Genomic DNA, 25,146 nt, shown 5'->3' with positions numbered 1-25,146 from the left:
CTGACTATCAGCCAGGCTACATTTGCCCCGACGCTGAACTGCCCTGCCTGCTATGAAAATCCTGTTCTTTTTATGCTGCCTGCTGCCCGTAGTGGCCGCGGCCCAACCCCGCGCTGAGTACGATGTGTGCTACTCGCCACACTTGGCTAGTGAGGGCTTGGTGGTGCAAGCCAGCGTGCGCACTCCAAAGCCCGAGGATTCAACGGCATTCCGTTTCTCCAACGAAGTATGGGGCGAGCACGACCTGATGCGCTGCCTAAGCGGTTTTCGCGGCGAAAACGCTCAGTATCGCTTTCGCATGGTGCCCGATAGCAACCGCATTGTGGTGTACCATCCGCGCACCAAGTCGGTGCGCTTTGCTTACCGCGTAAACAGGACGCACCCGAGTACTCGGAAAACGTCTTCAACCGCCCGCGCGTCACGGATACCTATTTTCACGTGCTCGGCGAAACGCTGTTTGTAGTGCCGGAAGCCGCGATTGGCCCGTCTGGTGATTCCGATTACGCTGCGACCATTCGGTGATTGGGCTTTCCCAAAGACTACGTGCTGCACAACACGTTTGCCTCCGGCGCGACTTCCCAAACGTTTCGTGGCAAGCTCTGGATGCAGTTTTACTGCTCGCTGTACGTGGGCGGCGCCGACCTGCCCCTAACCCAACAGGACTTGATCGAAGGCTTCGAGGTAGTTACATCGCAACCGGTGCCGGTACTCAAAGCCACTATGCCCAGTGCTGCATTGCGTGAGCGGTATTTGAACCCTAAAGCTGGAGTGAAACCTGTGGCTGTGCACTGATTAGGCATATTAAGCGAAACCCTACTTGTGTATAAATACTTGGTAATCAAATATTTGTATATTTATCTATTTTGCCTCCGATACTTCCACGCGGCGGTTACGGGCATCGGGTGAGGGGTAAAGTGGGTGGGTGTCGCCATAGCCCACGGTGCTGATACGGTCGGGCGCAATGCCCGCCTTTACCAGGTACTCCTTTACCGCCGCGGCGCGCTGCTCCGACAGCGTCAGGTTTTTCTGCGGCTCGCCAATACGGTCGGTGTGGCCCGCAACCTGCAACCGCAGCGCAGGCCGCTCGCGGAGTTCTGCTGCTAGCTGATCCAGAGCCGGAATGGCCTCCGGCAACAGCTCCGGCGTACCCAGCTTGAACAGCACCGTCGGCAGCGCCACAGGCTTAGCCGATACAATGGGTGCCGGCACCGAGCGGTCGGTATCGGTTGGTGGGGGCACCGGCGCGGGGGCTTGTTGGGGTTCGGCCTTGGCTACAGCTCCTTTTACCTGAATGGTAATGGGCACCACGGCGCCTTCGCGGGTAGGATAGTAGCCTTGCGTCAGGTAGAAGGTAGTGGCTTTGCTGAGCTTGGTGCGGTACTCGTTGCCGCTGTTTACCGGTTGTTTCAGGTCCGCGTCGGCGTACCAGCGCACGTTGCGGCCCGATACACGAAGGGTAGTTTCGGTGCCTGCCAGCACAGTAGGCGCCGATTTTAGTTTGATGCGGTAAAGCGTGTAAGTGCCCTTGTCGCAATGGCCGACGGGGTCGTAGTCAGCGCGGCCGGTCAGCTTTTCCAGCTTGGGGTCGTAGGTGAACACGATGATGCCTTCGCACCAGTAGGTGAAGGGGGTGGCCCCAGTTTCGTTTAGCTTACGCACGTGTTCGAGGCGCATGCCGCCGGGAGTTTGGGTGGCCCGAACCTGAAACGTCACCGTTGCGTCCGGCCGCTCCGTTGCTTCCTGATACATCACGCCAAACAGGCCCGTGCCCTTGCCGTTCTGCACCCGCAGCACCGACGGCCAGGTGGCTCCCGGCTCATCAGGGTCTGTTTCTACACCTTGCCAAATGCCTGCCAGGCCTTGGGCTTTCACGGATCCCGCCAGCAGCAGGGCCGCCACGCCGAGCCAAATGCTACGTTTCATGAAGCTATGCAAAGCTGATTTCAACGAAAAAGCGAATGTGCTACTCAGAATGTAAGTACAACGAACAATTTCTGCTGGTATTGGCTAGATAAGTTTTCTAGAAACGTATGGCGGCGAGGAGTGCGTAAGTGCGTCGAGAAATATCTATTTATTCCAAACTGGATCTGCTTATACTTACTGATGAAGGGCGCTGGGCTCGGTTCTGGTACCCGCTTCCTGCTGATCTCTGGCTAGCCTCGCTTAGTAGCCGTTCTGGGCCCGGCGCCGGATGCGCGCTTCCCAACGTTTGCGGCGAGGCGCGATGCTGCCGCGAAGGTATTTTTCCATCACCAGCACGGCGCAAGGGGCAGCGGCCGTAGCCCCGAAACCTGCATTTTCGACGTAAACTGCTACGACGATCTGGGGGTTGTCAGCCGGCGCGAAGCCGACAAACGCGGCGTGATCATCGCCTTCGTCGTTTTCCACGGTACCGGTCTTGCCCGCCACCGTGATGCCCACATCGGCCAGGCTGGAAGCATCGGCGGTGCCGCCGCGCTGCATCACGGCCACCATGCCGGGCACCAGCGCGGCAAAGTTGGCGCTGTCGATGAGGGTATGATGCTTTTCGGTGAAGCGCGGCAGCGGCCCGCCTGCTCCGATGCTGCGTACCAGGTGGGGCGTGTAGTACCAGCCGCGGTTGGCAACGATGGCCGCCATGTTGGCCATTTGCAGGCCCGTGAGGTTAATTTCGCCCTGCCCGATGCTGAGTGAGTAAATGGAGCGATACGTCCAGAAGGGCGTGCGGCGAGCCTTATCGTAATAAGCCGGGGTGGGTAAGAAGCCGGGCGCTTCACGCGGGATGTCCACACCCAGTACCGAATCCAGGCCAAACGACCGGGCGTAGCGGCGCCAGAGCGCTAGATTGGCATGGCGGGCGGCTGCCGAATCCAGGGCCAGGCTGTCAGGCGTGCGGTTGATGACGTTCCGCAGCACTTGGTAGAAGTAGGGGTTGCAGCTGTACTTCAGGCCCAGCGTCAGGCTTTGGGCCTGCGGATGGCGGTGCACGCAACTGATAAGCGATTGGTCGCAGCGAAAAGAGGTAGAGGTGCTAATGGCACCCATCTGCAACGCCACGGCGGCATTTACCAGCTTAAACACCGAGCCGGGCGGATTGGCCAACATGGCCGGCCGGTTGAGCAGCGGCATGTCTTCGCTTTCCAGCAGTTTAGCCCGCACGCCCGCTTGGTCGGGCGCGGTGAGGGTGGCCGCCTTGTATACGGGCGCCGACACGAAGCACAGAATTTCTCCGGTGCGCGGGTCCAGGGCCACCAGGTACCCTTTGCGGTTTCCCAGCAGTTTTTCTGCGTAGGCCTGTAGCTTCACATCAATAGTCAAGTGCAGGTCCTGGCCTTGCTGAAAGGTGGTGTCGCGGGCCCAGGTGCCGTGCTCTTTGCCCTTTGCATCCACCAAAGGGTGCAGGTAGCCACGGTGCCCGGTGAGCAGGCCGTTGTAGTAGGTTTCGACCCCGCCGCTGCGCAGCCTATAAAAGCGGCCGCGCCGGTAGCGCTTGGCTTGGCGGAAAAAGGCCTGCGCCTCCGCACCCGTGTAGCCCAGCACCGCCGCACCCGCGCTGGTGGTGTAGGCGCGCTGGTGACGCTCGGTCAACGTTAGGTTGGGCCAGTCGGTGCTGTCGCGGCGCACACGTTTGGCTTCGGCCGCCGTGAGGCTAAGCTGAACCGGGTAACCGGCTGGGGCTTCTTCGTAAGGCAAGGCGTCGGCAATGCGGCGGTGGACGGTCACCGAGTCCCAGCCCAGCAGCTGGCCCAAGGCCAGGGTATCGAGTGGGGGGCGGCGCGGCAGCTTCAGCAGGTATTGCAGGCGGGTGTCCACCAGCACCGAGTCGTACCGGTCGAGCACGCGGCCCCGGTACAACGAGTCGGATACCACGACGCGGCGCCGGGCGTAGACTTCACCCGTGGTTGGGTCTTTAGCGGGTGCGTCATTTTGCTGTTCGGGTGATGAGCAGGCAGCCAGCGCTACTAGCACGGCTAGTAGATTCTGTCTCCAATTCCAAGCATTGAAAGCCCTACGCATGGAGTAAAGCTAGACATTTACCGCTCTCTTGTGCCTGGTATCCGATCAAATGTATAGTTGTCCGAAGCAGGATGGGATCCGGAAGGCCTGTTCCAGACGCGAACAGATGAGGGTTGCTTTTGCATTTTGCTTCTCTGGATGCATCACCACGGCCACTACGATGCCACCGCTTCTGCTTGGCGGCTGCCTAGCTGGGCCAGCACCCCCAGTGCTGGCCCCAAAGCGAGCATGAAAAAGAGATCATGCGTATTTACGTAGCTGGAGAGCCACCGCGTAACTTCTATGCTAACAATGGTAATCGCAAAACCCAGGCAGTTCACGATGGTCAGGGCAGTGCCACGCGATGTTTCCGGCGCGCTTTGGGCCACCAAGGTGGAGAACAAGGGAGAATCGGCGACCACCATCAGCCCCCAAAAAAACAGAAAACATAGGAGCAGGGCCGCCGAATTGCTGCGCAGCACCAGCGGCGAGAGCAGGCAGCACGTGCCCGACAAGGCCAGCGCCGTCGTGGCTACCTTGCGCGGGGGCACCACCCGCGAGAGCAGCCCGCTGCTCACGCAGGCCAAGCCGCCGGCCCCGATCAGCAAAAACGACAACAGGGACACCGGCAGCTCGGCGTTGGGGTGCGCGTGGTTGTAGGTGGTCAGGATCAGAGGCAGGAAAGCCCAGAAGGTGTAAAGCTCCCACATGTGGCCGAAGTACCCGAATGCCGCGGCCCGGAAGCTCGGCTGCCGGAACCCCGCCGCAAAGGCCGTAAGCTGCAACCGTTGACCTTTTTTGCGGTAAGGCCCATCCGGCACAAGCAGCAGCATGGCCACGCCGCCCAGCACCGCCAGCCCCGAGGTGGTGAGCGTCACGTAGTGCCACGGCAGCTGCGCCGTGACGCTCTTGAGCAAGTGCGGAAAAGCCGTGCCCACAACCAGCGCGCCCACCAGGAAGCCCAGCCATTTGCCCAGGCCTGCCTGCACGTAATCGGCGGCGATTTTCATGCCCACGGGATAAATGCCGGCCAGGAAAAAACCAGTCAGAAACCGGAAGGCGAGCAAGTTGCCCGCTTCCAGGCTGCCCAGGTTGATGCCCAGATTGCATAGGGCCGCCGCCAGGGCGCTGAGGAAGAATACCCGCGAAGGGGAAAAGCGATCGGCAATGGTGAGCAGGGCAAAAACCAGCGTACCAGTGATAAATCCCAATTGCACAGCGCTGGTCAGGTGCGCCACAAACGTGGACGGCTGCTGCAACGCCGCCGCCAATTCCGCCGCAATGGCATTGCCCGCAAACCAGAGCGAGGTGCAAAAGAACTGGGCCAGCACAATGACCGGTAAAATTCTGGACATGGTGGGAGAGATGACCCGGTGCATGGCTTGTGCTTGGGTGAATGGCTGAGTATTATGAATAATGAGTTTTTAAACGTTTATAACTATCAGGTTATCAAGTATTTGTATTTTTATTAACCCCGGCAGATCAAGGGGCTATTTCCCCATCCGAAAATCAGCAACGCTGTTTTGCGTCAGGCTTATCTGCTCAAAATGGCTTACCGTACCCGTATCAACGGGGCACTGCGCACTAACCCCCATCCAGATTTCGGCGGGGTAGTTGTTTTTGTAGAGCCGTACCAGTTGCCAGGTTTTATTATCCAGCGAATAGTAGCTAGCCACCGTGCGCGTATCCGACGAGATTTTCATGTACGCCCACGGGCTTTTCACCACGTCGTGGTTGTTGTCGTCGGAAGTGCCCTGGGTGCGCACCGTCACAATCCGGTGGTTGCCGCGCTCGTCCTGCTCGAAGCAGTGCTTTTGCCAGAACGTATCGTTTACGTAGATGTAGAGTACGCCGGCATTGTAAAGCCCTTTGGGCGTAAAGCCGGGAATCACTTTGGCTACCAGCGTAAAGGGCTTGGTGTTGTCCACTTTCGCCAGCAGGATGGGCGCCGTGTTGTTCGACAGTTTGCCGTCGTTGGGATCACAGAAAAAGTCTTTCTTCGCGCCGACCCGAAATGCCATGCGCCCCTGTTGATCAACCTTCGTCAAGGTATCGGCACCGTTGATGGCCTTGGTAAAATGGATGTTACCCAGCTTGATGTCGCAAGGCTTGCCACTCACCCGTGCAGAGTCGCCGGCGCTAGCCTGGGAGGCCGCCGGAGCGGACCTGTCGTTCGTTGCCGACTCACCCTGCGTTTTGTTTTCAGAGCAACTCCCAAGCAGGAGCGTTGCTAGTACCACCTGACAAAAAGGAAGCTTTTGTTTCATGTGCGCTAGATGACAATAAGATAGGTGAAAGGATGTAGTGTATTGATAATAAATGCATTATATAATACTTGGTCTACAATGCTGAGTAAGTACTCAGTTCTGGTTGAGCGACAAGGTAACAGTGTAGGCTTATGCTGCCTAAACTAAAGTCTTTCGCCTCTTGCTGAAACGAAAACGCCGCCCAAACTTCTCGAAGCGGCATAGTTCTGAATCGTCGCTTGCGCGGCAGTAGAGGCATAAACTCCACCCAAAGCTGGTCATGAGTTACACTGCGCTAAACTCGCGCCAGTTGGGGTAACTCGTGTCAGCTTTTGGGAGGAGATTGGCTGAGGCTTAAACCAATACCATGCTTAAGCCCAGCGCGCCTACCAACCCAACAGCAATGACAAGGCTATAGAGCCCTAGCAAAAAAGCAAATTTCACTGCGGTTTTCAGCCAGTTCTGTTGGTAGGCCTTATGCAATGCCAAGACCAAGTAAAGGGCCACGATGAGCAACACTACCAAGATGGACTTGGCAGGCATGTGGGCAAACAGGCTGAGGGCCATGTTCACGGAAAACAGTAGAAAGGCGAAGCAGTGCACGTGAATAGCGAACATCAAGTGGGCAAGGTAGTATTGCTTCCGCCGTATGTAGAGCAGTTTGAGCAGGAGCGCAAACACCGGCATAAGCACGAACATCATTAATGATATACCGCGCACGAACTGGTGAGAAAGTTCCTGTTCCGATGACTGCATAACCCGGTAGCCTTGCCGCAGCACAAAGCGCGACAGCACCGAAGGCTCCTGGCCGTGGCGGCGGAGCACATCGTCGAACTGGGCTGACGAATAGTCCGGCAACTCTCGCCATTCCTGCGGGGTGTAGAGCACGCCGTTCCACCGGCGGTACTCCACGGTGTCGCTGTTCACGTCTGAGTTCACAATGCCGTTGAGCACCGCAACGTGCCTGCTTTTGCGGAGCAATAGCTTAATGCGGGCTGAATCGGCGGTGGGCATTTTGCCCGCCAAGCGGATGGAATCGGCCCGAAACTGAATGCTGGTTTGTCGTAGTCGCTCGCCCAGTGTGCGCGTTGCGCCATGTTCCGGGGCATGTAGCGCCAGCGAAAGCAGCAGGAAAAACAGAAAGCTGATGAACACATACAGGCGCACGGGCGGCACATAAGCCACGCGCTTGCCTTGCCAAAACCGCAGCGTCAGCGACCCCGGCGCAAACAGCAGCAGGCGCAGCGTGCGGAATACCTTGCCATCGAAGTGGAACACGCCTTCCAGCACTTCTTCGGCCACGTGCCCGAAAGAAAGGTCAAGCGGGTGGTTTTGCTGGCCGCAGTCGGGACAAAAATTCTCTGCGGCCTTAAAGGGGTATTCACAGTTAGCACAGGCTGGAAGTTTGTAGGCGGAGTGCGCCATTGCGGAGAGAAGTTTAGAAGGAGATAGAGTGCGACAAATTAAGCACCCGGCCACTGCATTTAAATCTCCGTAGCATATTTCCCACATCAGAGCTTCCAAATGGCCCCCACTTAGAACGCCGCACAAGCAATAGTTTGCTTTGGGACGGCATTTGACAGCACCAGAAATGTAAAAAGCGTGCTCCTTCATTGAAAGAGCACGCTTTTTAGTAGCTAAGTTTAAAAAGGCTACATATTCCTTCTATACTGCCCACCTACCTCAAACAGCGCATTCGTAATCTGCCCAAGCGAGCAGAACTTTACCGTTTCCATCAGCTCCTCGAATAAGTTGCCATTTGCTACGGCTACTTGCTGCAAGTGCTTCAGGCGCTGCGGAGCTTCGGCTGCGTTGCGGGCGTGAAGGTTGCCGAGCATCGTAATCTGATACTGTTTTTCCTCCTCCGTGGCCCGGATAACCTCGGCCGGAATGATAGTGGGAGAGCCCTTCGACGACAGGAACGTGTTCACGCCGATGATGGGGTACTCGCCAGTGTGCTTCAGCATCTCGTAGTGCAGGCTTTCCTCCTGAATCTTGCCGCGCTGGTACATGGTTTCCATGGCGCCCAGCACGCCGCCGCGCTCCGTGATGCGGTCAAACTCCAGTAACACAGCCTCTTCCACCAAGTCCGTCAGCTCTTCGATAATGAAGGAGCCTTGCAGCGGATTCTCGTTTTTGGCCAAGCCCAGCTCACGGTTGATAATCAGCTGAATAGCCATCGCCCGGCGCACCGACTCCTCAGTGGGCGTCGTGATGGCTTCGTCGTAGGCGTTGGTATGCAACGAGTTGCAGTTGTCGTAGATGGCGTAGAGCGCCTGCAACGTCGTGCGAATGTCGTTGAAGTCGATTTCCTGGGCGTGCAGCGAGCGGCCTGAGGTCTGGATGTGGTACTTCAACATCTGCGAGCGGGCGTTGGCGCCGTACTTCAGCTTCATGGCCTTGGCCCAAATGCGGCGCGCCACCCGGCCTATCACCGAGTATTCGGGGTCGATGCCGTTGGAGAAGAAGAAGGACAGGTTGGGCGCGAAGTCGTTCACGTCCATGCCGCGACTGACGTAGTATTCCACAAACGTAAAGCCGTTGCTCAGCGTAAGCGCGAGCTGTGTGAGCGGGTTGGCGCCGGCCTCGGCAATGTGGTAACCCGAAATCGAGACCGAATAGAAGTTGCGAACCTTCTCCTTGATGAAGTATTCCTGCACGTCGCCCATGAGGCGCAAGGCAAATTCCGTGGAGAATATGCAGGTGTTCTGCGCCTGATCTTCCTTCAGGATGTCAGCCTGCACCGTGCCGCGCACTTGCGAAAGCGTGCGGGCTTTGATCTGCTGGTACACATCGGCAGGCAGTACCTGATCGCCGGTAACGCCGAGCAGCATCAAGCCGAGGCCGTCGTTGCCGGTGGGTAGCTCGCCCTGGTAGTGGGGGCGGGCCGTGCCTTTTGCCTGATAAATCTCAGTGATCTTGGCATCAACCTCGGCTTCCAGTCCGTGTTGCTTTATATACAACTCGCATTGCTGGTCGATGGCCGCGTTCATGAAGAAAGCTGCCAGCGTCGCGGCGGGCCCGTTGATGGTCATCGAAACCGACGTCATGGGGTCGGCGAGGTTGAAGCCGGAATACAGCTTCTTGGCGTCGTCGAGGCAAGCGATGCTCACGCCGGAATTGCCGATTTTGCCGTAGATGTCGGGCCGCATGTCGGGGTCTTCGCCGTAGAGCGTCACCGAGTCGAAGGCCGTGCTCAGGCGCTTGGCTGGCAAGCCTGCCGATACGTAGTGGAAGCGGCGGTTGGTGCGCTCAGGGCCACCTTCGCCCGCAAACATGCGGGTTGGGTCTTCGCCTTCGCGCTTAAATGGAAACACGCCGGCCGTGTACGGAAACTCGCCGGGCACGTTTTCCTGCAACTGCCATTTCAAAAGGTCGCCCCAGGCCGTGTAGCGCGGCAGCGACACCTTCGGAATCTGGAGGTGCGAAAGACTTTCGGTGTGCGTCTTGATGCGAATTTCCTTGTCGCGCACCTTAAAGATGAACTCCGGATCGCGGTAGGCTTTTACCTTTTGCGGCCAGGTTTCCAGGAGCTTCCAGTTCTGGCCGTCCAGCCGGAGCTTGATTTCCTGGAATGCTTTCTCCAGGCCGGCCACGATTGATCCGGCGTCTGGTTGATCGCTGCGGCTCCCGCTGCTTCCGTTAGATCCTCCGGTTTCGAGGCTGCGGACGGCGGCGATACTTTGGTCGAGTCCGAAAAGCTGCTGGGCCACTTCGGACTGTTTCTGAACCCATTGGTCATATTGGCGATTGGTTTCGGCGATTTCGGAAAGGTAACGCGTGCGGTGAGGCGGAATGATGTAAATCTTCTCCGAATCCTCCTTAGTCGTTTCGAGGTGCGAAGCGAAAGCGATGCCTGTCTTTTGGCTAATGACCTCAATCACAGCCCGATACAGGCGGTTCATGCCTGGGTCGTTGAACTGCGAGGCGATGGTGCCATACACGGGCATCTCGTCCAGGGGCTTGTCCCAGAGCTGGTGGTTGCGCTGGTACTGCTTGCGTACGTCGCGCAGGGCATCGAGAGCACCGCGCTTGTCGAACTTGTTGAGGGCAATGACATCGGCAAAATCGAGCATGTCGATCTTTTCGAGTTGCGTGGCCGCGCCGTACTCGGGCGTCATCACGTACAGGCTCGCGTCGGAGTGCTCGATAATCTCAGTGTCTGATTGACCAATACCGCTGGTTTCCAGGATGATCAGGTCGAACTGGGCCGCACGCACCACATCCACTGCGTCCTGCACGTAGCGGCTCAGGGCGAGATTGCTTTGGCGCGTGGCCAGCGAGCGCATGTACACCCGTGGCGAGTTGATGGCGTTCATCCGGATGCGGTCGCCGAGCAGGGCGCCGCCGGTTTTGCGCTTCGACGGATCGACGGAAATAATGGCGATCGTCTTGTCGGGGAAGTCATTCAGGAAACGGCGCACCAACTCGTCCACCAAGCTTGACTTGCCGGCGCCGCCGGTGCCCGTAATTCCTAAAATCGGGGCTCTATGCGTATTTTGTTGATTGTCAAGTAGTTGTGAATCATTGCTTTCGCGCTCCTGAAAATCGGCTACGAGTTGGTTCTTGACGCGCTCAAACTCCTGGGGGAAGTTTTCGGCGGCCGAAATCAGGCGGCCAATGCTGCGGGCATCTTTCTCCTTGAGGTGCCCGGCTTCGCCGTTTAGGTTTTGGCCCGTTGGGAAATCGCAGCGCGCAAGCAAGTCGTTGATCATGCCCTGTAGGCCCATGGCGCGGCCGTCGTCGGGCGAATACAGGCGCTCAATGCCGTAGGCTTGCAACTCGGCAATTTCGGTGGGCAGAATCACGCCGCCGCCGCCGCCAAAGATGCGCACGTGGCCGGCGCCGCGCTCGTTGAGCAGGTCATGCATGTACTTAAAGTACTCGTTATGACCACCTTGGTACGAGGTAATGGCAATGGCTTGCGCATCTTCCTGAATAGCGCAATCGACAATTTCCTGCACCGAGCGGTTGTGGCCCAGGTGAATAACTTCGGCGCCGCTGCTCTGGATCACGCGGCGCATGATGTTGATGGCTGCATCGTGACCGTCGAACAGCGCCGCCGCTGTCACGATGCGAATGTGGTTTTGGGGTTTGTAGGGAGCTACAGGAGCTACTTGCATAGCGGAGTGGGTGGGGTGAAAATAGGAGGGCTAAGGTACGAAAAAAGCCCCGGCGGGGTGGAGCGGGGCTTTTATTACCAAGGTTGGTGTAAGTATTTTATTAAGTCGTCTAATGTATTCCCTACCAGTACGGCATCTTCCGGTATGTCGCCAATAAAAGGCACTGTGTAAATCTTGCCTGTTTCTTTTTCGATTGCACAAGCTTCCCCTCCTCCATAAGTGCCTATAAGGAAGAAACCTGGATAGTTTTCGTCCGCTTGATAATCTTGGTTTGCTTCTATAAGATCAGCTAAGGGCCACAAGTGCAGGTATTTTCCGTCTGCGAGATCAAATTCTTGCTCGTAGTTCTCGCTCAATAATGTAAGGTGCCAAACTGGTAATTTGAAATCTATCGCTTCTACAAAATGAGAAACGGCCTGGGGAGTTGGAAGGGATTCATCCATATGCTTTTTGGAGGTATTCTCTGTGGCAATTACCTCAGCTCTGCCAGCCGCAGCCGAAATCCTGGTAGTATGTTCTCCCCGGTAAGCTCATTATCAAATCCTTGCACCACTTCGGGCTCTGGCTGGCCTAAGCGGTATATGAATGCGGTTTCCGTTTCGGGTACGAGAAGCCACGCAAGTTGCGCGCCGTTGCGCAGCCAGTCGAGCATTTTGGCTTGCAATGTTTTTATGGAATCAGAAGCGGACTTTAGCTCAACCACGAACTCCGGGCATACCGGCGCAAATTTGTCCTGCTGCTCTGTGGTAAGCGCATTCCATTTGGCGGCCGAAACCCACGAAGCATCCGGCGACAGCATGGAGCCATCGGGGAGGGTGAAGCCAGTGTTCGAGTCGAATATTTCGCCTGTTTTAGCTGTAATAAACCATGTATAAAGCTGCCCATTGAGGCGAGCATTGCGTTTGCCGGAGCGGCTGCCGGTGGGCGACATAATTAAGATTTCGCGGTTAGCGGTGCGCTCAATGCGCAGATCAGAGTTAAGCTGGCAGAAGTCGAAAAACTCGTCGTCCGACATCTTCGCTAACACCGGGCTGCGGAGCGTAATAACGTCTTCGGTGATTGTAGGGCGCATAAGCACAAAAGGAAATACCTGCTTCAAGATACGCAAAAACGCCACAGCCGGGCGGCTCGAAAGCTGCCTAGCTGTGGCGTTTAAAGCCTTGGTGATTTACTTCGCGGCCTTCTTTTCCAGCGCTTGCAAAAGCTCGTCGGCGGCCTTTTCAATGTCGGAGTAGCCTTGCTGAGCGGCGCGCTCCTTGGCGGCAATCAGGCCGTCGCGGTGTACGGTTTTGAAGTCGCCGTAGGGAAAATGGTAGCGGCCTTTGGTGTCTTCGCCCTTGCTTTTGTCGAGGCCGAGGTGCCACTGGCCATACTCGGCAATTTCGTGCTTGTCCAAAAACTTGTTTTCGGCGCTCGAATCAGGGTTGTGCTGGCCCCAATGGCCTTGGTCGTTTTTCAGTTTGCCGTCGGCAATCAGCTTTTTGGCAAACGCGACGGCATCGGGATTCAGTTGTACGCTCATGGCAGGAAGAGTTTAGGTGAATAGGAAAGAACGGCAGCTTTGCCTACGCACTGTGATGCAGGAGGTTAAAGTCCAGCTAGGGCGTCGGGCCCCGTCAATCTTGACAAACCAAACTTGCGCGTTACAGTCCCGAAATGGCCTCTACGCCGGCCTGCGCCACCGCGTAGTCGTCTTCGACGGTGCTGCCCGATACGCCAATGGCTCCGACTATGCGGCCGGTGCTGTCTTTAATCGGCAGGCCGCCGGGAAAGGTGATCAGGCCGCCGTTGGAGTGCTCGATGTTGTAGAGCGAGCCGCCGGGTTGCGACGCCTTGCCCAAATCGCCGGTAGGCATATCGAAGAAGCGGGCGGTTTTGGCTTTCCGGATGGCGATATCCACCGAGCCCAGCCACGCGTCGTCCATCCGAACGAAAGCCGTGAGGTTGGCGCCGGCATCCACAACGGCAATATTCATCTTGACGCCCATGTCGAGGGCTTTTTGGTGAGCAGCCTGAATGGCGGTTTGTGCTTGTTCGAGAGTGATACCCATGTTGGTTGTAGTTTTAAAAAGAATGGTCAGAAGTAAGCTACGAAAGCATTGTTTTATAAATAATTGACAGCCAATTACTTGTAAAATAACACTGATTTTTAAGTGATGCAGCCCTGCTGCTTTATTAGGAAAGCGGACCTTCTCAACAACGGAATTTTCCGGGTAGTGGTCGGTTTTTTCGGCGTAACCAGCATAATACAGCGCGGCAACTACTAGAAAAAGTAACCGGGTTAGCCGGGAATCGGCCTTGTCTTGAAGCTGGGGTTGCATACCTTCTGAGCCAGTGCTTCGGCGGGTCTGCTTAGCATTTCCAGCCCGTTTTGCCTACCTTTGCAGTTGGAAAATAGCCCACTAGTGAAGAACATTCGCAATTTCTGCATCATTGCTCATATAGATCACGGCAAGAGCACCCTCGCCGACCGCCTGCTGGAATTTACCAGCACGGTGGCGAAGCGCGACATGCAAGCCCAGTTGCTCGACAACATGGACCTGGAGCGCGAGCGGGGCATCACCATCAAGAGCCACGCCATCCAGATGCAGTATCAGTACAAGGGCGAGCAGTACACGCTCAACCTGATTGATACGCCCGGCCACGTCGATTTTAGCTACGAAGTATCCCGCTCTATTGCCGCCTGCGAAGGCGCTTTGCTGATTGTGGATTCTTCACAAGGTATTGAAGCTCAGACAATTAGCAATCTTTACCTAGCCATTGGCTCGGACCTGACCATTATCCCGGTTCTCAACAAGATCGATTTGCCGCACTCCATGCCGGAGGAAGTTTCGGACGAGATTGTGGACCTCATTGGCTGCGACCGCGAAGAAATTATTCCGGCTTCGGGCAAGGCTGGCATTGGCATCAAGGAAATCTTGGACGCTATCTGCGACCGGATTCCGGCACCCAAAGGCGACCCTAATGCGCCGTTGCAGGCCCTGATTTTCGATTCGGTATTTAATTCATACCGCGGCATCGAAGTGCTTTTCCGCATCAAGAACGGCACCATGCGCAAAGGCGATAAGCTGCGCTTCATGGCAACCGGCAAGGAATACGGCGCCGACGAAATCGGCATTCTGGGCCTCAACCAGGAGCCCCGCCCCGAGATGGCGGCGGGCAACGTAGGCTACCTGATTTCGGGCATCAAGGAAGCCCGCGAGGTAAAAGTCGGCGACACGATCACGCACGTACTCAACCCCACGGCCGAAGCCATTCACGGCTTCGAGGATGTAAAACCCATGGTATTTGCCGGCATTTATCCGGTTGAAACCAGCGAATACGAAGAGCTGCGCGGGGCCATGGAAAAACTCCAGCTCAACGACGCTGCTTTGGTGTGGGAGCCCGAAACGTCGGCTGCTCTTGGCTTTGGCTTCCGTTGCGGTTTTCTGGGCATGCTGCACATGGAAATTGTGCAGGAGCGCCTAGAGCGCGAGTTCAACATGACCGTGATCACGACGGTGCCCTCGGTGCAGTTCCACGCTATTGGCAACAAAGACCAGCAGCTGATCGTGAATGCGCCTTCGGAAATGCCGGAGCCGAACCTGATGAAATACATCGAGGAGCCTTTCATCAAGGCCCAGATCATCACGGCATCGGAATACGTGGGAGCCATCATCACGCTGTGCATGGACAAGCGCGGCATCATTAAGAACCAAAGCTATCTGACTTCCGAGCGGGTGGAGCTGACGTTCGAGCTGCCGCTGTCGGAAATTGTGTTCGACTTCTTCGACAAGCTCAAGACCATCAGCCGCGGCTACGCTTCGCTCGACTACGAGCTGATCGGCTTCCGCGAGTCGGATATGGTGAAGCTTGACGTGATGCTCAATGGCGAGAAGGTGGATGCACTTTCGGCCATTGTGCACCGCTCCAAGAGCTATGACTGGGGCCGGCGTCTGTGCGAAAAGCTGCGCGAGTTGCTGCCCCGCCAGATGTTCGACATCGCCATCCAAGCCTCTATCGGCCAGAAGATCATTGCTCGCGAAACGGTGAAAGCTTTGCGCAAAAACGTTATTGCCAAGTGCTACGGCGGCGACATTTCGCGGAAGCGGAAGCTGCTCGAAAAGCAGAAAGAAGGCAAAAAGCGGATGCGCCAAGTAGGCTCCGTCGAAATCCCGCAGGAAGCCTTTTTAGCCGTTCTTAAAATTGACTAAAGTCAGAAACGCGCCTCTCAAGGGCGCGTTTTTTTATGCTTGTTTCTGATTCAAATTTTCTTTTCACCTCATACAATTCTTGAAAGGGCAGCGTATGATTATTCCCAACACATGTCCAAAGAACTCACCAAGAACTGTACGAGCGAAGCACAGCTAGAAAAGATACGCAAGGGACAAGAGCGCAAGTTTCGGTGGCGCGATGATTGGCCGGAGATGGAAAAAGCCATTCTGGCTGAAGGTGCCGCTGCTATTACTTCCCACGAAGCCAAACATAAAACGGACCAAGTATAAAGCAACACGCATGACCACTACTCCCGAAGTTTCGACTACCTACCAGCTCATCGACGGCAAGAAAACGGCTGAAGATATTAAGGTTGAAATCGCTGCTGAGGTAGCGCAGCTGAAAGCGGCTGGAAAGAAAGTGCCGCACTTGGCGGCTATTCTTGTTGGGCACGACGGCGGCTCCGAAACCTACGTGCGCAACAAGGTCCTGGCCTGTGAGCGCGTGGGATTCGAGTCAACGCTGATTCGCTACGAAGACGACGTTACCGAAGCGGAATTGCTGGCGAAAGTAGAGGAGCTTAACCACGACCCAGGCATCGACGGCTTTATTGTGCAGTTGCCGCTGCCGGCCCATATCTCTTCCGAAAAAGTCATCGAAACGATTCGGCCGGAGAAAGACGTGGACGGTTTCCACCCGATGAACATTGGGCGAATGGTAGCGGGTCTGCCGGCTTTGCTGCCTGCTACGCCTTCCGGAATCGTGGAGCTGCTCAGCCGCTATGGCATCGAAACCAATGGTCGTCATTGCGTAGTGATCGGGCGTAGCAACATCGTGGGTACTCCGGTTAGCATTCTGTTAGCCAAGAACTTAGAGCCTGGTAACTGTACCGTTACCTTATGCCACTCCCGTACGCGTAACCTGGCCGAAATCACCCGTACAGCTGATATCGTGGTGGCCGCGCTAGGCCGGCCCGAGTTTGTGACGGCCGATATGGTAAGCCCCGGTGCAGTAGTGATTGATGTGGGCACTACGCGAGTAGAGGATGCTTCCAAAAAGTCGGGCTTTACTTTGAAGGGCGACGTGAATTTTGCCGAAGTGGCTCCTAAAACTTCCTACATTACTCCGGTGCCAGGTGGAGTCGGACCCATGACCATTGCTATGCTGCTGCTCAATACGTTGCGGGCAGCAAAAGGCGAAGTGTATCCCCGGTAGAGTCCTATTTTTTTGTTTCTAGGCTTTCAACTAGCCTGATTTTGTGCTACTTTGTAAAGGCTAACCGGCAGTAAGGGAACTTGCTGCGGTTAGTTGGCAGTTGCTTTACTTTCGATTCGGCACATCTGTTTATTTTTTGCTTTGCTGCACGAACTTCCCGTAACGTCGACGCCCATGCTTTCCTCCGGGACAGGGGCGCTTGCACTGCCCCTCATGGAGCAGTTTTATACCATTCAAGGCGAAGGCTATAACACCGGCCGGGCTGCCTATTTTGTGCGTTTAGGTGGCTGTGACGTCGGTTGCCACTGGTGCGACGTCAAGGAGTCGTGGGACGCCGACCAGCACCCGCGCGTTGCCATCCCCGAGATCGTGGAGGCTGCTACATCCTATCCGGGTCGCAACGTAGTGATTACCGGGGGCGAGCCTCTCATGCACGACTTGACCTCGCTTACGCACGCTTTGCACGAGGCTGGCTGCCAAACGTGGCTTGAAACTTCTGGGGCGCATCCGCTTTCAGGACAGTGGGACTGGATCTGCTTGTCACCCAAGAAGTTCAAGGCCCCCTTGTCCGATGTGCTGCGTCAGGCTCACGAATTAAAGGTGGTCATATTCAACAAAAGCGACTTTGCTTGGGCTGAGGAACACGCTGCGCAGGTTAGTTCGGATTGCCGCCTGTACCTGCAACCCGAGTGGGGCCGCGCCGCCCAAATGACGCCCCTGATCGTGGATTACGTCAAGCAAAATCCGCGTTGGCAGGTATCCTTGCAGACGCACAAGTATCTTGATATTCCGTAGCTTCCCGCCCTATGCGTTGTTTGCTACCCATTCCGGTATGGCTGTTACTTGCGTTCGGTGCGTTATCTGCTTCTCAGGCGATGGCGCAAACGCAATTGTCAACTACCAACTCCAAAGCCCGCAATCTGTGGGAAAAAGCCCAGTCGCAGGCGAAGGGCCGTGACTTCAACAAGGCAATCGAAACGCTGGACTTGCTCAATCAAAAGTTTCCCTCGCTAGGGGAGCCGTATGTGCTGAAGGGGTCGCTGCTGAAGGCAATGGGCGAAAACAAGCCGGCCTTCGAAGCCTACCGCGATGGCTTGGCAAAAATGTCGTTCAACCCGGCTCGCTCCAACGATTATTACACGCTAGGCGAATTGGCGATGAGCTTCGGGGAGTACCAAGTGGCTGCTGACAGCTACAAGAAATACCTCAAAACGGCCTCCAAAGCGCAACGCAGCACCGTTCGGGCCCAGCGCCAGCTTGAGAACTGCACTTTTGCGCTGAGCGCGATGGCGAAACCCGTGGGAATCACCCCCGTACGTTTGGGCGGGCCACTTAACACCTTCTATTACCAATACTTCCCAGCGCTCACGGCAGACAATCAGTTCCTGATTTTCACAGCCAAAGCCAGTCCTGATGATTCTGCCGACGAGAACATTATGGTCGCCCGGCAGAACAAAGATGGTTCGATGGGCACGCCGGCTTCGATTTCTCCCATCATTAATTCACCCTACAACGAAGGCGCAGGCTCGATTTCAGGGGATGGCAAAACGCTGGTCTTTACTTCCTGTAATCGCCCTAACTCATTGGGTAGCTGTGACTTATATATTTCACGGCGCACGGGTAATACTTGGAGCAATCCCCAAAACCTAGGTCGCAATGTGAACTCTGTGGAGTGGGATTCGCAGCCTACGCTCTCGGCCGACGGTCGTACGCTTTACTTTACCTCGACCCGACGTGGAGGAAAGGGGCAGGAAGATATTTACGTCACCACCCTTCAGGCCGATGGCACCTGGAGCCCGGCCCGCAACTTGGGCGCTCCGGTGAACACATCCGGCAAAGACATGGCGCCTTTTATCCACGCCAGCGGCACCACGCTTTACTATGTCACCGACGGGTTAGTCGGTATGGGTGGGCTTGACGTGTATCGGTGCGAAATGCAACCCAGCAAGAATTGGAGTGAGCCCCAAAACCTAGGCTATCCGCTCAATACTTTTGAAAACGAAGCCTCGCTTTTCATCACTTCCGACAACCGTCGCGGATTTTGTTCGCGCTCGCGGGCCTCAGAGCCGGGCGTTAAAGCAGAACGGGACCGACCCGTCGAGCTGTTTGGGTTTGAGGTGCCACCAGAAGTTCGCGCCCGCGAAACCAGTACCTACACCCAAGGCCGGGTGTACGATGCCCAAACCAAAAAGCCCATTCAGGCCGATGTGCAGCTCTACGACCTGGGCACTGACGAGCTTACGCAATACGTAACCTCCGACCCAGAAAACGGCGACTATACGGTTGTGCTCAACGAAGGACGGCAATACGCCATGTACGCCGCTGCCGACAAGTATCTCATGAAGAGCTTGAGCTTCGACTACACCGACAAGCGTACGTTCGACCCGCTTACGTTAGATATTTATTTGGAGCCCATGCGCGCCGGGCGCAGTATTGTGCTCAATAACCTGTTTTTCGATACCAAGCAGTACACCTTGAAGCCGAAATCCCGCACGGAGCTGAATCGCCTTATTCAGTTTATGCAGCAGTACAAAGACGTGCAAGTGGAGATTTCGGGCCACACCGACGACGTAGGCGCCGACGCTGACAATATTGTGTTGTCGCAGAACCGGGCGCGCTCGGTGTATGATTACTTAGTGAGCCATGGGGTAGCCGCGGCCCGCTTACGCTACAAAGGATACGGTGAGACCAAACCGTTAACCGCAAACGATTCAGACGCGCATCGGCAGCAGAACCGCCGCATTGAATTTCGAATCCTCTGAGAGAATTCTATTTTCTGTCTTATTCTAAGCCCAGCCCAATTAAAGCTGGGCTTTTTTATATTGTAGTATTTCTTCTTTGTATCACTAATATCATTATGGTAATCAGACAATTATACTGCTATTGTTCAATTTTTACTGGTAAATAGTTATAAAAAATCCTTTTTTTGTTAAAATAAAGTGTTATGTTTGAGCATTCACTAGCGATAGTGATAGAAGGCAGACGGACTTAGTCCAAATGCATTCTTAGCACATTCAAAAACCGAGTTTTTAACTTTTCAAGCTTCCTCCACCGTTTTGTAGTATGAAAAAAATTTACATTCTGGCTAGTCTCTTTCTGAGCTTGCAGGCGACTGTCGTTGCGCACGCCGAAACGGAACCCGAGGTTCCTACCACCATTCAAGCCCGCGCCGTTACCCTCACGCGCGCCATGGCTGATAAGATGCACTTGGACGAGGGCCAGTACGTCAAGCTGAAGCAGGTTAACATGCGGATGCTGATGGAAATGGACGAGTTGAAGTCACGTTACGCCGCCGACCCAGCTGTCCTGGATCAGCAATTGGCTACCGCTCAAGGACGCTACCAGCAAGAGACTACTGTTTTGTTGCGGCCTACGCAGCTCATGGCTTACCAGCAACTGCGCAACAGCCAGATGGCGTTGAGTAGCGCCATAAAATAGTCTTAGAAAATTTCACGTTGCGCAGAAACTCAAGCTTCTACGCAACGTGAAATTTTCTAACGGCTCCTGATCGCTGGATGAAGCTAATTTATCTGGCTATTGTAATAAAAATCAGGGGCTAACGATGATCGAAGTATTTGAATACTCGTATACTTCAATTCCCACTTCATTCTACTTTCTTTTATCCATCCCACATTCCAACTCCTATGAAAAATACTCTTTACTCTCTTCTGTTGGTAGGTGCTTTTTTCAGCACGTCGGTGCTCGCAACGGCAGCTACGAATGACACCCCTGCAGTGGCAGCCCGCGCCAAAACGCTGACTCGCCAAATTGCCGACAAAACCCGCCTGAGCGAAGGTCAGTATGTGAAGGTAAAGCAGTTGAACCTGCGGATGTTGTCGGAAGTAGAAAACGTGAAAAAGCAACTTGCGGCCGATCCGGCTGCTCTCGACCAGCGGTTGGCCGAAGTGCAGGATCACTACGAGTGGGATTTGGCAGCTATTCTGTGGCCCCGTCAAATGGCGGTGTACTCGGAGGCAAAAGCCAGCATGACTGCCCTGAATATTCGTTAGTAAATTATTGATAGTAAAGGGGTTGCAAAATAGTTTGTGCGCCTTGTCAAATCATAAAAAAACGCCAGCTGATAAGGCTGGCGTTTTTTTATGTCTGTATGTTGTCGATTTGTTGAGCGGCATATATCCCGCAACAGAGATGCTTGTTATTTCTCACGCTACTTGGCGAAACGCTAGAGGCGTGGTGCCCGTGTGTAACTTGAAAAACCGATGAAAATAGGTGGCTTACTCGAATCCCAAGCGATCGGCGATGTCTCCTACGCTCCAGTCGGTGTGGTGCAGAAGCAGCTTGGCTTCGCGGGTGAAGCGCTCGGCAATATGAGCCGTAGTAGGCTTGCCGGTGAATTCTTTTACCGACCGGTTGAGGCTGTTGACATGGATTGCCAGCCGGTCGGCAAACTCCTGCGCATTTTTCAGGATGGGCTCGTGGTAGGACCTAGTTACCGGAAACTGGATTTCTAACAAGCTCATAAACAGGTTTGTGACGCGCTCAGCCGCGTTGGTGGCTACGGCAGGATAGGGGCTGGCCGGCTGCAGCCGAGCTGCCTCGTGGACGAGGAGCGCGAGCTGGTTCCGCAACAGGTCGTCTTTATGTGGACAGTCGGCGCATGCGGGCAAAAACCTCGCTCAGGTAGCGCCGCTGCTCGTCGTCGAGGTAATACACGGGGTTGCCATCTACGCGGTAAAACATTTACTCCTTGAGGCTGATACCGCGCATGGCCGAGTGCAAAAAAGGCTCGGTGAAGGCGCAGATATATCCTTCCTGTTCTACCGAGCCCTGAACGGGCTCCCACGAAAAGGGCACCAAGCGATTAGTAAATACCAGTGCGGGCTGGTCAATGGCATAGCTGCGCGTGGCGTAGTGGAGCGCGTTAGCCCCTTTCACAACCAATACACACTTGAACACGTCGCGCCGGTCGTAATGGCCCATCCCACAGTCCGCTTCCTGCATGGTCAGGACCGTGATTTCGCCGCCGCTGGGCGAAGAGAGCGGAAAGATATCTGGAGCTTGCGTTGTAGAATGAGAGGTACCCATGAGGGTTCAACGTTGTTGGGTGGAGTAGCCATGAGTTGATTTACGTACGGGTATTCCGCTTCCTTGGTCCTCCAGCAGCACTAATTGCTGGCAGTTTATTGGTCGTAACCAAGAGAAGAAGACGGATCCCGGTAGGCGTCGGTTTGCTGCTGTAGATCGCGAGCTACTTGGTCGGCAGTGCCTACGGCATCAGCCCCAGCCAGAAAGCGGCGAGGAGGCGTTGATTGGCTGGCGATCGACAATAGAGCCTGGGCGAGTTTGGCCGGGTCGCCGGCCGGCTGGCCGTTATAGCCTTTCCAGAACTCCATTTGCGCTTCGCGGCGGCCATCGTAATCTGCAATGGGGTTGTTTGCGAAGTTAGTAGACTCCTCCGTCAGCAACTCAGTACGGAAGAAACCTGGAGCGGCCGGTAGCTACTACGGCGTGGCCAGCAGCCAGCACGGCTTTCGTTATGTCGAGACCCCGACCCCGACCCGCACCGGTTATTAGCCATACTTTTTTGTCTGCCATGATACTGTTTTGGGCCAATAGGCCCGCTGAGGTGGATAGTACACGTCTTTAAGCCAAGCTAGCGCTAGCTTGGCTTAAAGACGTGATACAAAGGTCTTCAACACACTCGCCAACCGGAAATTAAGAATCAAACAGCTTTGTATACAAATCAAACAGGCAAGTATAATTGAGGTTAGTGCCTTTTGATTGGGTCCGGCATATTCAAACTACCCTTACAACACAAACGCCTCGGCCATTTGGCCGAGGCGTTTGCTCAAGTAGGAGTAAATGCAAGTTGGGGAGCGGGTTTCTAGAACGCTCTAAACTTGCTTAACGCTTCTCTACGGGAACATAGTCGCGCTCCAACTCACCTACATAAATCTGGCGCGGACGGCCAATTGGCTCCTTGTTCTCGCGCATTTCTTTCCATTGGGCAATCCAGCCCGGCAGGCGGCCCATAGCAAACAGCACCGTAAACATCTCTGTTGGAATGCCGATGGCGCGGTAGATGATGCCCGAGTAGAAGTCGACGTTCGGATACAGCTTGCGCTCAACGAAATAAGGATCGGTGAGAGCCGCTTGCTCTAGCTCCTGCGCGATGGTCAGCAACGGGTCGTTGATGCCCAGTGCCGTTAGTACATCGTCGGCGGCCTTCTTGATAATTTTGGCGCGCGGGTCGAAGTTCTTGTACACGCGGTGGCCAAAGCCCATCAGACGGAATGAGTCGTTCTTGTCCTTGGCTTTATCGATCCATTTCTGCGTGTTGCCGCCGTCGGCCTGAATGGCTTCCAGCATTTCCATCACTTCTTGGTTGGCCCCGCCGTGTAGCGGGCCCCACAGCGCGTTTACACCGGCCGAAACCGAACCGTAAAGGCTGGCATTGGCCGAGCCTACGAGACGCACCGTGGAAGTCGAGCAGTTTTGCTCGTGGTCGGCGTGTAGAATGAGCAATTTGTTTAAAGCACTCACTACTACCGGATTGATTTCGTACTTCTCCGTAGGGAAGGCGAACATCATGTATAGGAAGTTCGAGCAGTAGTCGAGGTCGTTGCGTGGGTAGTTGAGCGGGTGGCCCACCGAGTTTTTATACGACCAAGCCGCAATCGTCGAGATTTTGGCAATGAGGCGGATGATGTTCAGGTTGGTCTCTTCCGGGCTCTGGTTCGGATCAAGGCTTTTGGGGTAAAAAGCAGTGAGCGAGCAAATTAGGCTCGAAAGGATGCCCATGGGGTGAGCCCCCGATGGAAAGCCGTCGAAGATCTTCCGTACATCTTCGTGCACCAAGGTGTGCGTCGTGATTTGGTGAGCGAAGCTATCAAGTTCAGCTTGGGTGGGCAGCGTGCCATAGATCAGCAGATACGCTACTTCCAGGAAGTTTGACTTTTCGGCCAGCTGCTCAATCGGGTAGCCCCGGTAGCGCAAAATGCCTTCTTCGCCGTCGAGAAACGTAATGGCGCTCTTAGTAGCGCCGGTGTTCTTGTAGCCCGAATCGATGGTAACATAGCCCGTTTGGTCGCGAAGCTTGGCAATGTCAATTGCCTTTTCGTGCTCGGTACCTTCAAAAACGGGGAAGGGATAGGATTTCCCGTCGAGGATAATCTCAGCAGACTCTGCCATAAGAGTTGGTTAGAGGGTGGTTGCGGGGCGAAACTAAAGAATTACCGGCAAGCCGGAAAGCGCAAGGAGCGCTTGCACTCTATACTGTAGTTTACCCAACGGTGTTGTTAGAAAAAAAGGACTGAAAAAAGGGAAGCCGTAAAATTAGGCTTGCAGTTGGTTATTTAAATGAAATCCTGAAAAACCTATGAAAATGAACTCCATTTAGCGTGGCAAATACCAGTAAGTATAGGGCTTGGAACAGGAATTAGCCATTGGTAAAGCCCTTTTCGTAAGCATACTTCTCAATTCAACAGCTCATGAAGTATAAACAACTGGGAAAGTCCGACCTGCGGGTGAGTCAGGTGAGTTTTGGGTGCATGTCGTTGGGTGATGATCCGAGGGACAATGCTGCCTTATTGCATCAGGCTTTGGATCAGGGAGTAAACTTTTTTGATACGGCCGATTTGTACCAAAAAGGCGAAAACGAAGCCACGGTTGGTCGGGCCTTCCGCGGCCTGCGCGATCAAGTGATCATTGCTACCAAAGTGGGCAACCAATGGCGCCCCGACGGCAGCGGCTGGGACTGGAACCCGCGTAAAGAGTACATTCTCAAGGCTGTAGAGCACAGCCTGCAACGGCTCCAAACCGATTACATCGACCTTTACCAGCTGCACGGGGGTACCTTGGAAGACCCCATCGACGAAACCATTGAGGCCTTTGAACTGCTGGTGCAGCAAGGGAAAATCCGGTATTACGGCATTTCCTCTATCCGGCCCAACGTGATTCGGGAGTACGTGCAGCGCTCGCAGATTGCCAGCGTCATGATGCAATACAGCTTGCTCGATCGGCGACCTGAGGAAACTATATTGGCGCTGCTGCAAGAGCATCAGATTGGCGTGCTGGCCCGCGGCAGCTTCGCCCAGGGGCTGCTGGTGAAGAAGCCGGCCACGGCCTACCTCGGGTATGCGCAGGAGGAAGTAGCACAGGCCGCCTCGGCCGTGCGCGCCGTAGCAGACCCTGCCCGTACTGCTGCCGAAGTGGTTATTCAGTTTGCTCTGGCCCAACCCGCCATTACGTCGGCTGTGGTAGGCATTCGGACGGAGATGCAATTGCTAGATGCCCTGCAAGCGGCTGCGGGACAGTCGCTTAACGCGGAAGAGCTGCAAGGATTACGACAGGCCGCAAAACCCAAGGTCTACGACCAACACCGCTGAAGCAACTACGTTTAGGTAAAAAGCATCTTTATATAAATTATTGAT

The 25,146-nt window shown here is 55.2% G+C and carries 24 protein-coding genes; 10 read left to right on the top strand and 14 right to left on the bottom strand.

Translation table 11 applies throughout. The features are described from left to right. Positions 1 to 52 precede the first annotated feature (52 nt). Both FHG12_RS19230 and FHG12_RS19225 read left to right on the top strand, forming a co-directional pair. Positions 53 to 463: a hypothetical protein gene (locus FHG12_RS19230; RefSeq protein ID WP_139517331.1), complete on the top strand. Its 411-nt coding sequence runs from the start codon at positions 53 to 55 to the stop codon at positions 461 to 463. 59 nt (positions 464 to 522) lie between these two features. Then, positions 523 to 792, top strand: a complete 270-nt coding sequence (locus FHG12_RS19225; RefSeq protein ID WP_165699461.1) for a hypothetical protein — start codon at positions 523 to 525, stop codon at positions 790 to 792. 66 nt (positions 793 to 858) lie between these two features. Here the strand turns inward: FHG12_RS19225 and FHG12_RS19220 are convergent, their stop codons facing one another. From FHG12_RS19220 to FHG12_RS19175, 10 genes are all read right to left on the bottom strand, one after another. Beyond that, positions 859 to 1,923: an OmpA family protein gene (locus tag FHG12_RS19220; RefSeq protein WP_139517329.1), complete on the bottom strand. Its 1,065-nt coding sequence runs from the start codon at positions 1,921 to 1,923 to the stop codon at positions 859 to 861. 240 nt (positions 1,924 to 2,163) lie between these two features. After that, positions 2,164 to 3,948, bottom strand: a complete 1,785-nt coding sequence (locus tag FHG12_RS19215; RefSeq protein ID WP_165699460.1) for a peptidoglycan D,D-transpeptidase FtsI family protein — start codon at positions 3,946 to 3,948, stop codon at positions 2,164 to 2,166. A gap of 203 nt (positions 3,949 to 4,151) precedes the next feature. Beyond that, positions 4,152 to 5,330, bottom strand: coding sequence for an MFS transporter (locus FHG12_RS19210; protein WP_139517327.1), 1,179 nt, complete (start codon positions 5,328 to 5,330; stop codon positions 4,152 to 4,154). Positions 5,331 to 5,465: 135 nt separating this feature from the next. Continuing rightward, a complete protein-coding gene (locus FHG12_RS19205) occupies positions 5,466 to 6,242 on the bottom strand; it encodes a DUF1349 domain-containing protein (protein ID WP_139517326.1) in 777 nt (258 codons plus the stop codon). A gap of 333 nt (positions 6,243 to 6,575) precedes the next feature. Then, positions 6,576 to 7,523 (bottom strand): DUF3667 domain-containing protein, encoded by a 948-nt coding sequence (locus tag FHG12_RS19200; RefSeq protein ID WP_165699459.1) that lies wholly within the window; start codon positions 7,521 to 7,523, stop codon positions 6,576 to 6,578. 350 nt (positions 7,524 to 7,873) lie between these two features. Further along, positions 7,874 to 11,344 carry a methylmalonyl-CoA mutase family protein gene (locus tag FHG12_RS19195; RefSeq protein WP_139517324.1) on the bottom strand — a complete coding sequence of 1,157 codons (3,471 nt, stop codon included), beginning with the start codon at positions 11,342 to 11,344 and terminating at the stop codon, positions 7,874 to 7,876. 74 nt (positions 11,345 to 11,418) lie between these two features. Beyond that, positions 11,419 to 11,787: an SMI1/KNR4 family protein gene (locus tag FHG12_RS19190; protein WP_139517323.1), complete on the bottom strand. Its 369-nt coding sequence runs from the start codon at positions 11,785 to 11,787 to the stop codon at positions 11,419 to 11,421. 29 nt (positions 11,788 to 11,816) lie between these two features. Next, positions 11,817 to 12,416, bottom strand: coding sequence for a Uma2 family endonuclease (locus FHG12_RS19185; RefSeq protein WP_230471198.1), 600 nt, complete (start codon positions 12,414 to 12,416; stop codon positions 11,817 to 11,819). A 96-nt stretch (positions 12,417 to 12,512) separates the two neighbouring features. Further along, positions 12,513 to 12,866, bottom strand: a complete 354-nt coding sequence (locus tag FHG12_RS19180; protein ID WP_139517322.1) for a hypothetical protein — start codon at positions 12,864 to 12,866, stop codon at positions 12,513 to 12,515. A 121-nt stretch (positions 12,867 to 12,987) separates the two neighbouring features. Further along, a complete protein-coding gene (locus tag FHG12_RS19175) occupies positions 12,988 to 13,395 on the bottom strand; it encodes a GlcG/HbpS family heme-binding protein (protein ID WP_139517321.1) in 408 nt (135 codons plus the stop codon). Between the two features lie 354 nt (positions 13,396 to 13,749). Between FHG12_RS19175 and lepA the strand changes: the two genes are divergently transcribed. The 7 genes from lepA to FHG12_RS19140 all read left to right on the top strand — a co-directional run bounded on the left by lepA (position 13,750) and on the right by FHG12_RS19140 (position 20,763). Next, complete coding sequence (lepA, locus tag FHG12_RS19170; RefSeq protein ID WP_139517320.1) at positions 13,750 to 15,537, top strand: translation elongation factor 4; 1,788 nt, start codon at positions 13,750 to 13,752, stop codon at positions 15,535 to 15,537. A gap of 111 nt (positions 15,538 to 15,648) precedes the next feature. After that, positions 15,649 to 15,828 (top strand): hypothetical protein, encoded by a 180-nt coding sequence (locus tag FHG12_RS19165; protein ID WP_139517319.1) that lies wholly within the window; start codon positions 15,649 to 15,651, stop codon positions 15,826 to 15,828. A gap of 10 nt (positions 15,829 to 15,838) precedes the next feature. Continuing rightward, on the top strand, positions 15,839 to 16,753 hold the full coding sequence (locus FHG12_RS19160) for a bifunctional 5,10-methylenetetrahydrofolate dehydrogenase/5,10-methenyltetrahydrofolate cyclohydrolase (protein WP_139517318.1): 915 nt from the start codon (positions 15,839 to 15,841) through the stop codon (positions 16,751 to 16,753). Positions 16,754 to 16,927: 174 nt separating this feature from the next. Next, on the top strand, positions 16,928 to 17,548 hold the full coding sequence (locus FHG12_RS19155; RefSeq protein ID WP_139517921.1) for a 7-carboxy-7-deazaguanine synthase QueE: 621 nt from the start codon (positions 16,928 to 16,930) through the stop codon (positions 17,546 to 17,548). Between the two features lie 11 nt (positions 17,549 to 17,559). Further along, entirely contained in the window at positions 17,560 to 19,515 is a 1,956-nt protein-coding gene (locus tag FHG12_RS19150; RefSeq protein WP_230471197.1) for an OmpA family protein, read from the top strand. Between the two features lie 301 nt (positions 19,516 to 19,816). Beyond that, entirely contained in the window at positions 19,817 to 20,191 is a 375-nt protein-coding gene (locus FHG12_RS19145; protein ID WP_139517317.1) for a hypothetical protein, read from the top strand. Positions 20,192 to 20,397: 206 nt separating this feature from the next. After that, the gene (locus tag FHG12_RS19140; RefSeq protein WP_139517316.1) at positions 20,398 to 20,763 is read left to right on the top strand and encodes a hypothetical protein; all 366 of its coding nucleotides are present in this window, start codon (positions 20,398 to 20,400) and stop codon (positions 20,761 to 20,763) included. A gap of 225 nt (positions 20,764 to 20,988) precedes the next feature. Here FHG12_RS19140 and FHG12_RS19135 read toward each other — a convergent pair whose 3' ends face one another. From FHG12_RS19135 to FHG12_RS19120, 4 genes are all read right to left on the bottom strand, one after another. Next, positions 20,989 to 21,342 carry a helix-turn-helix domain-containing protein gene (locus FHG12_RS19135; RefSeq protein WP_139517315.1) on the bottom strand — a complete coding sequence of 118 codons (354 nt, stop codon included), beginning with the start codon at positions 21,340 to 21,342 and terminating at the stop codon, positions 20,989 to 20,991. A gap of 112 nt (positions 21,343 to 21,454) precedes the next feature. Then, positions 21,455 to 21,799 (bottom strand): hypothetical protein, encoded by a 345-nt coding sequence (locus FHG12_RS19130; RefSeq protein WP_139517314.1) that lies wholly within the window; start codon positions 21,797 to 21,799, stop codon positions 21,455 to 21,457. 95 nt (positions 21,800 to 21,894) lie between these two features. Next, positions 21,895 to 22,179, bottom strand: coding sequence for a Rossmann-fold NAD(P)-binding domain-containing protein (locus tag FHG12_RS19125; RefSeq protein ID WP_230471196.1), 285 nt, complete (start codon positions 22,177 to 22,179; stop codon positions 21,895 to 21,897). Positions 22,180 to 22,618: 439 nt separating this feature from the next. Next, positions 22,619 to 23,905: a citrate synthase gene (locus tag FHG12_RS19120; protein WP_139517313.1), complete on the bottom strand. Its 1,287-nt coding sequence runs from the start codon at positions 23,903 to 23,905 to the stop codon at positions 22,619 to 22,621. 299 nt (positions 23,906 to 24,204) lie between these two features. On the opposite strand from FHG12_RS19120, the gene FHG12_RS19115 reads away from it, so the two are divergent. Beyond that, positions 24,205 to 25,101, top strand: coding sequence for an aldo/keto reductase (locus FHG12_RS19115; RefSeq protein ID WP_139517312.1), 897 nt, complete (start codon positions 24,205 to 24,207; stop codon positions 25,099 to 25,101). The last annotated feature ends 45 nt before the right edge of the window (positions 25,102 to 25,146 follow it).

Origin of the sequence: Hymenobacter jejuensis, assembly GCF_006337165.1 — a bacterium.
GTDB classification, from domain to species: domain Bacteria; phylum Bacteroidota; class Bacteroidia; order Cytophagales; family Hymenobacteraceae; genus Hymenobacter; species Hymenobacter jejuensis.
Note: the sequence above shows the minus strand (reverse complement) of the source record. Positions and strands in the feature narration are given on the sequence as shown.

Coding starts and splice junctions, on each gene's coding strand:
- FHG12_RS19180 (WP_139517322.1), bottom strand. CDS start 12,866: ATGAGCGTACAACTGAATCCCGATGCCGTCGCGTTTGCCAAAAAGCTG.
- FHG12_RS19155 (WP_139517921.1), top strand. CDS start 16,928: ATGCTTTCCTCCGGGACAGGGGCGCTTGCACTGCCCCTCATGGAGCAG.
- FHG12_RS19140 (WP_139517316.1), top strand. CDS start 20,398: ATGAAAAATACTCTTTACTCTCTTCTGTTGGTAGGTGCTTTTTTCAGC.
- FHG12_RS19230 (WP_139517331.1), top strand. CDS start 53: ATGAAAATCCTGTTCTTTTTATGCTGCCTGCTGCCCGTAGTGGCCGCG.
- FHG12_RS19190 (WP_139517323.1), bottom strand. CDS start 11,787: ATGGATGAATCCCTTCCAACTCCCCAGGCCGTTTCTCATTTTGTAGAA.
- FHG12_RS19175 (WP_139517321.1), bottom strand. CDS start 13,395: ATGGGTATCACTCTCGAACAAGCACAAACCGCCATTCAGGCTGCTCAC.
- FHG12_RS19165 (WP_139517319.1), top strand. CDS start 15,649: ATGTCCAAAGAACTCACCAAGAACTGTACGAGCGAAGCACAGCTAGAA.
- FHG12_RS19220 (WP_139517329.1), bottom strand. CDS start 1,923: ATGAAACGTAGCATTTGGCTCGGCGTGGCGGCCCTGCTGCTGGCGGGA.
- FHG12_RS19205 (WP_139517326.1), bottom strand. CDS start 6,242: ATGAAACAAAAGCTTCCTTTTTGTCAGGTGGTACTAGCAACGCTCCTG.
- FHG12_RS19185 (WP_230471198.1), bottom strand. CDS start 12,416: ATGCGCCCTACAATCACCGAAGACGTTATTACGCTCCGCAGCCCGGTG.
- FHG12_RS19160 (WP_139517318.1), top strand. CDS start 15,839: ATGACCACTACTCCCGAAGTTTCGACTACCTACCAGCTCATCGACGGC.
- FHG12_RS19145 (WP_139517317.1), top strand. CDS start 19,817: ATGAAAAAAATTTACATTCTGGCTAGTCTCTTTCTGAGCTTGCAGGCG.
- FHG12_RS19195 (WP_139517324.1), bottom strand. CDS start 11,344: ATGCAAGTAGCTCCTGTAGCTCCCTACAAACCCCAAAACCACATTCGC.
- FHG12_RS19150 (WP_230471197.1), top strand. CDS start 17,560: ATGCGTTGTTTGCTACCCATTCCGGTATGGCTGTTACTTGCGTTCGGT.
- FHG12_RS19130 (WP_139517314.1), bottom strand. CDS start 21,799: ATGGGTACCTCTCATTCTACAACGCAAGCTCCAGATATCTTTCCGCTC.
- FHG12_RS19120 (WP_139517313.1), bottom strand. CDS start 23,905: ATGGCAGAGTCTGCTGAGATTATCCTCGACGGGAAATCCTATCCCTTC.
- FHG12_RS19210 (WP_139517327.1), bottom strand. CDS start 5,330: ATGTCCAGAATTTTACCGGTCATTGTGCTGGCCCAGTTCTTTTGCACC.
- FHG12_RS19115 (WP_139517312.1), top strand. CDS start 24,205: ATGAAGTATAAACAACTGGGAAAGTCCGACCTGCGGGTGAGTCAGGTG.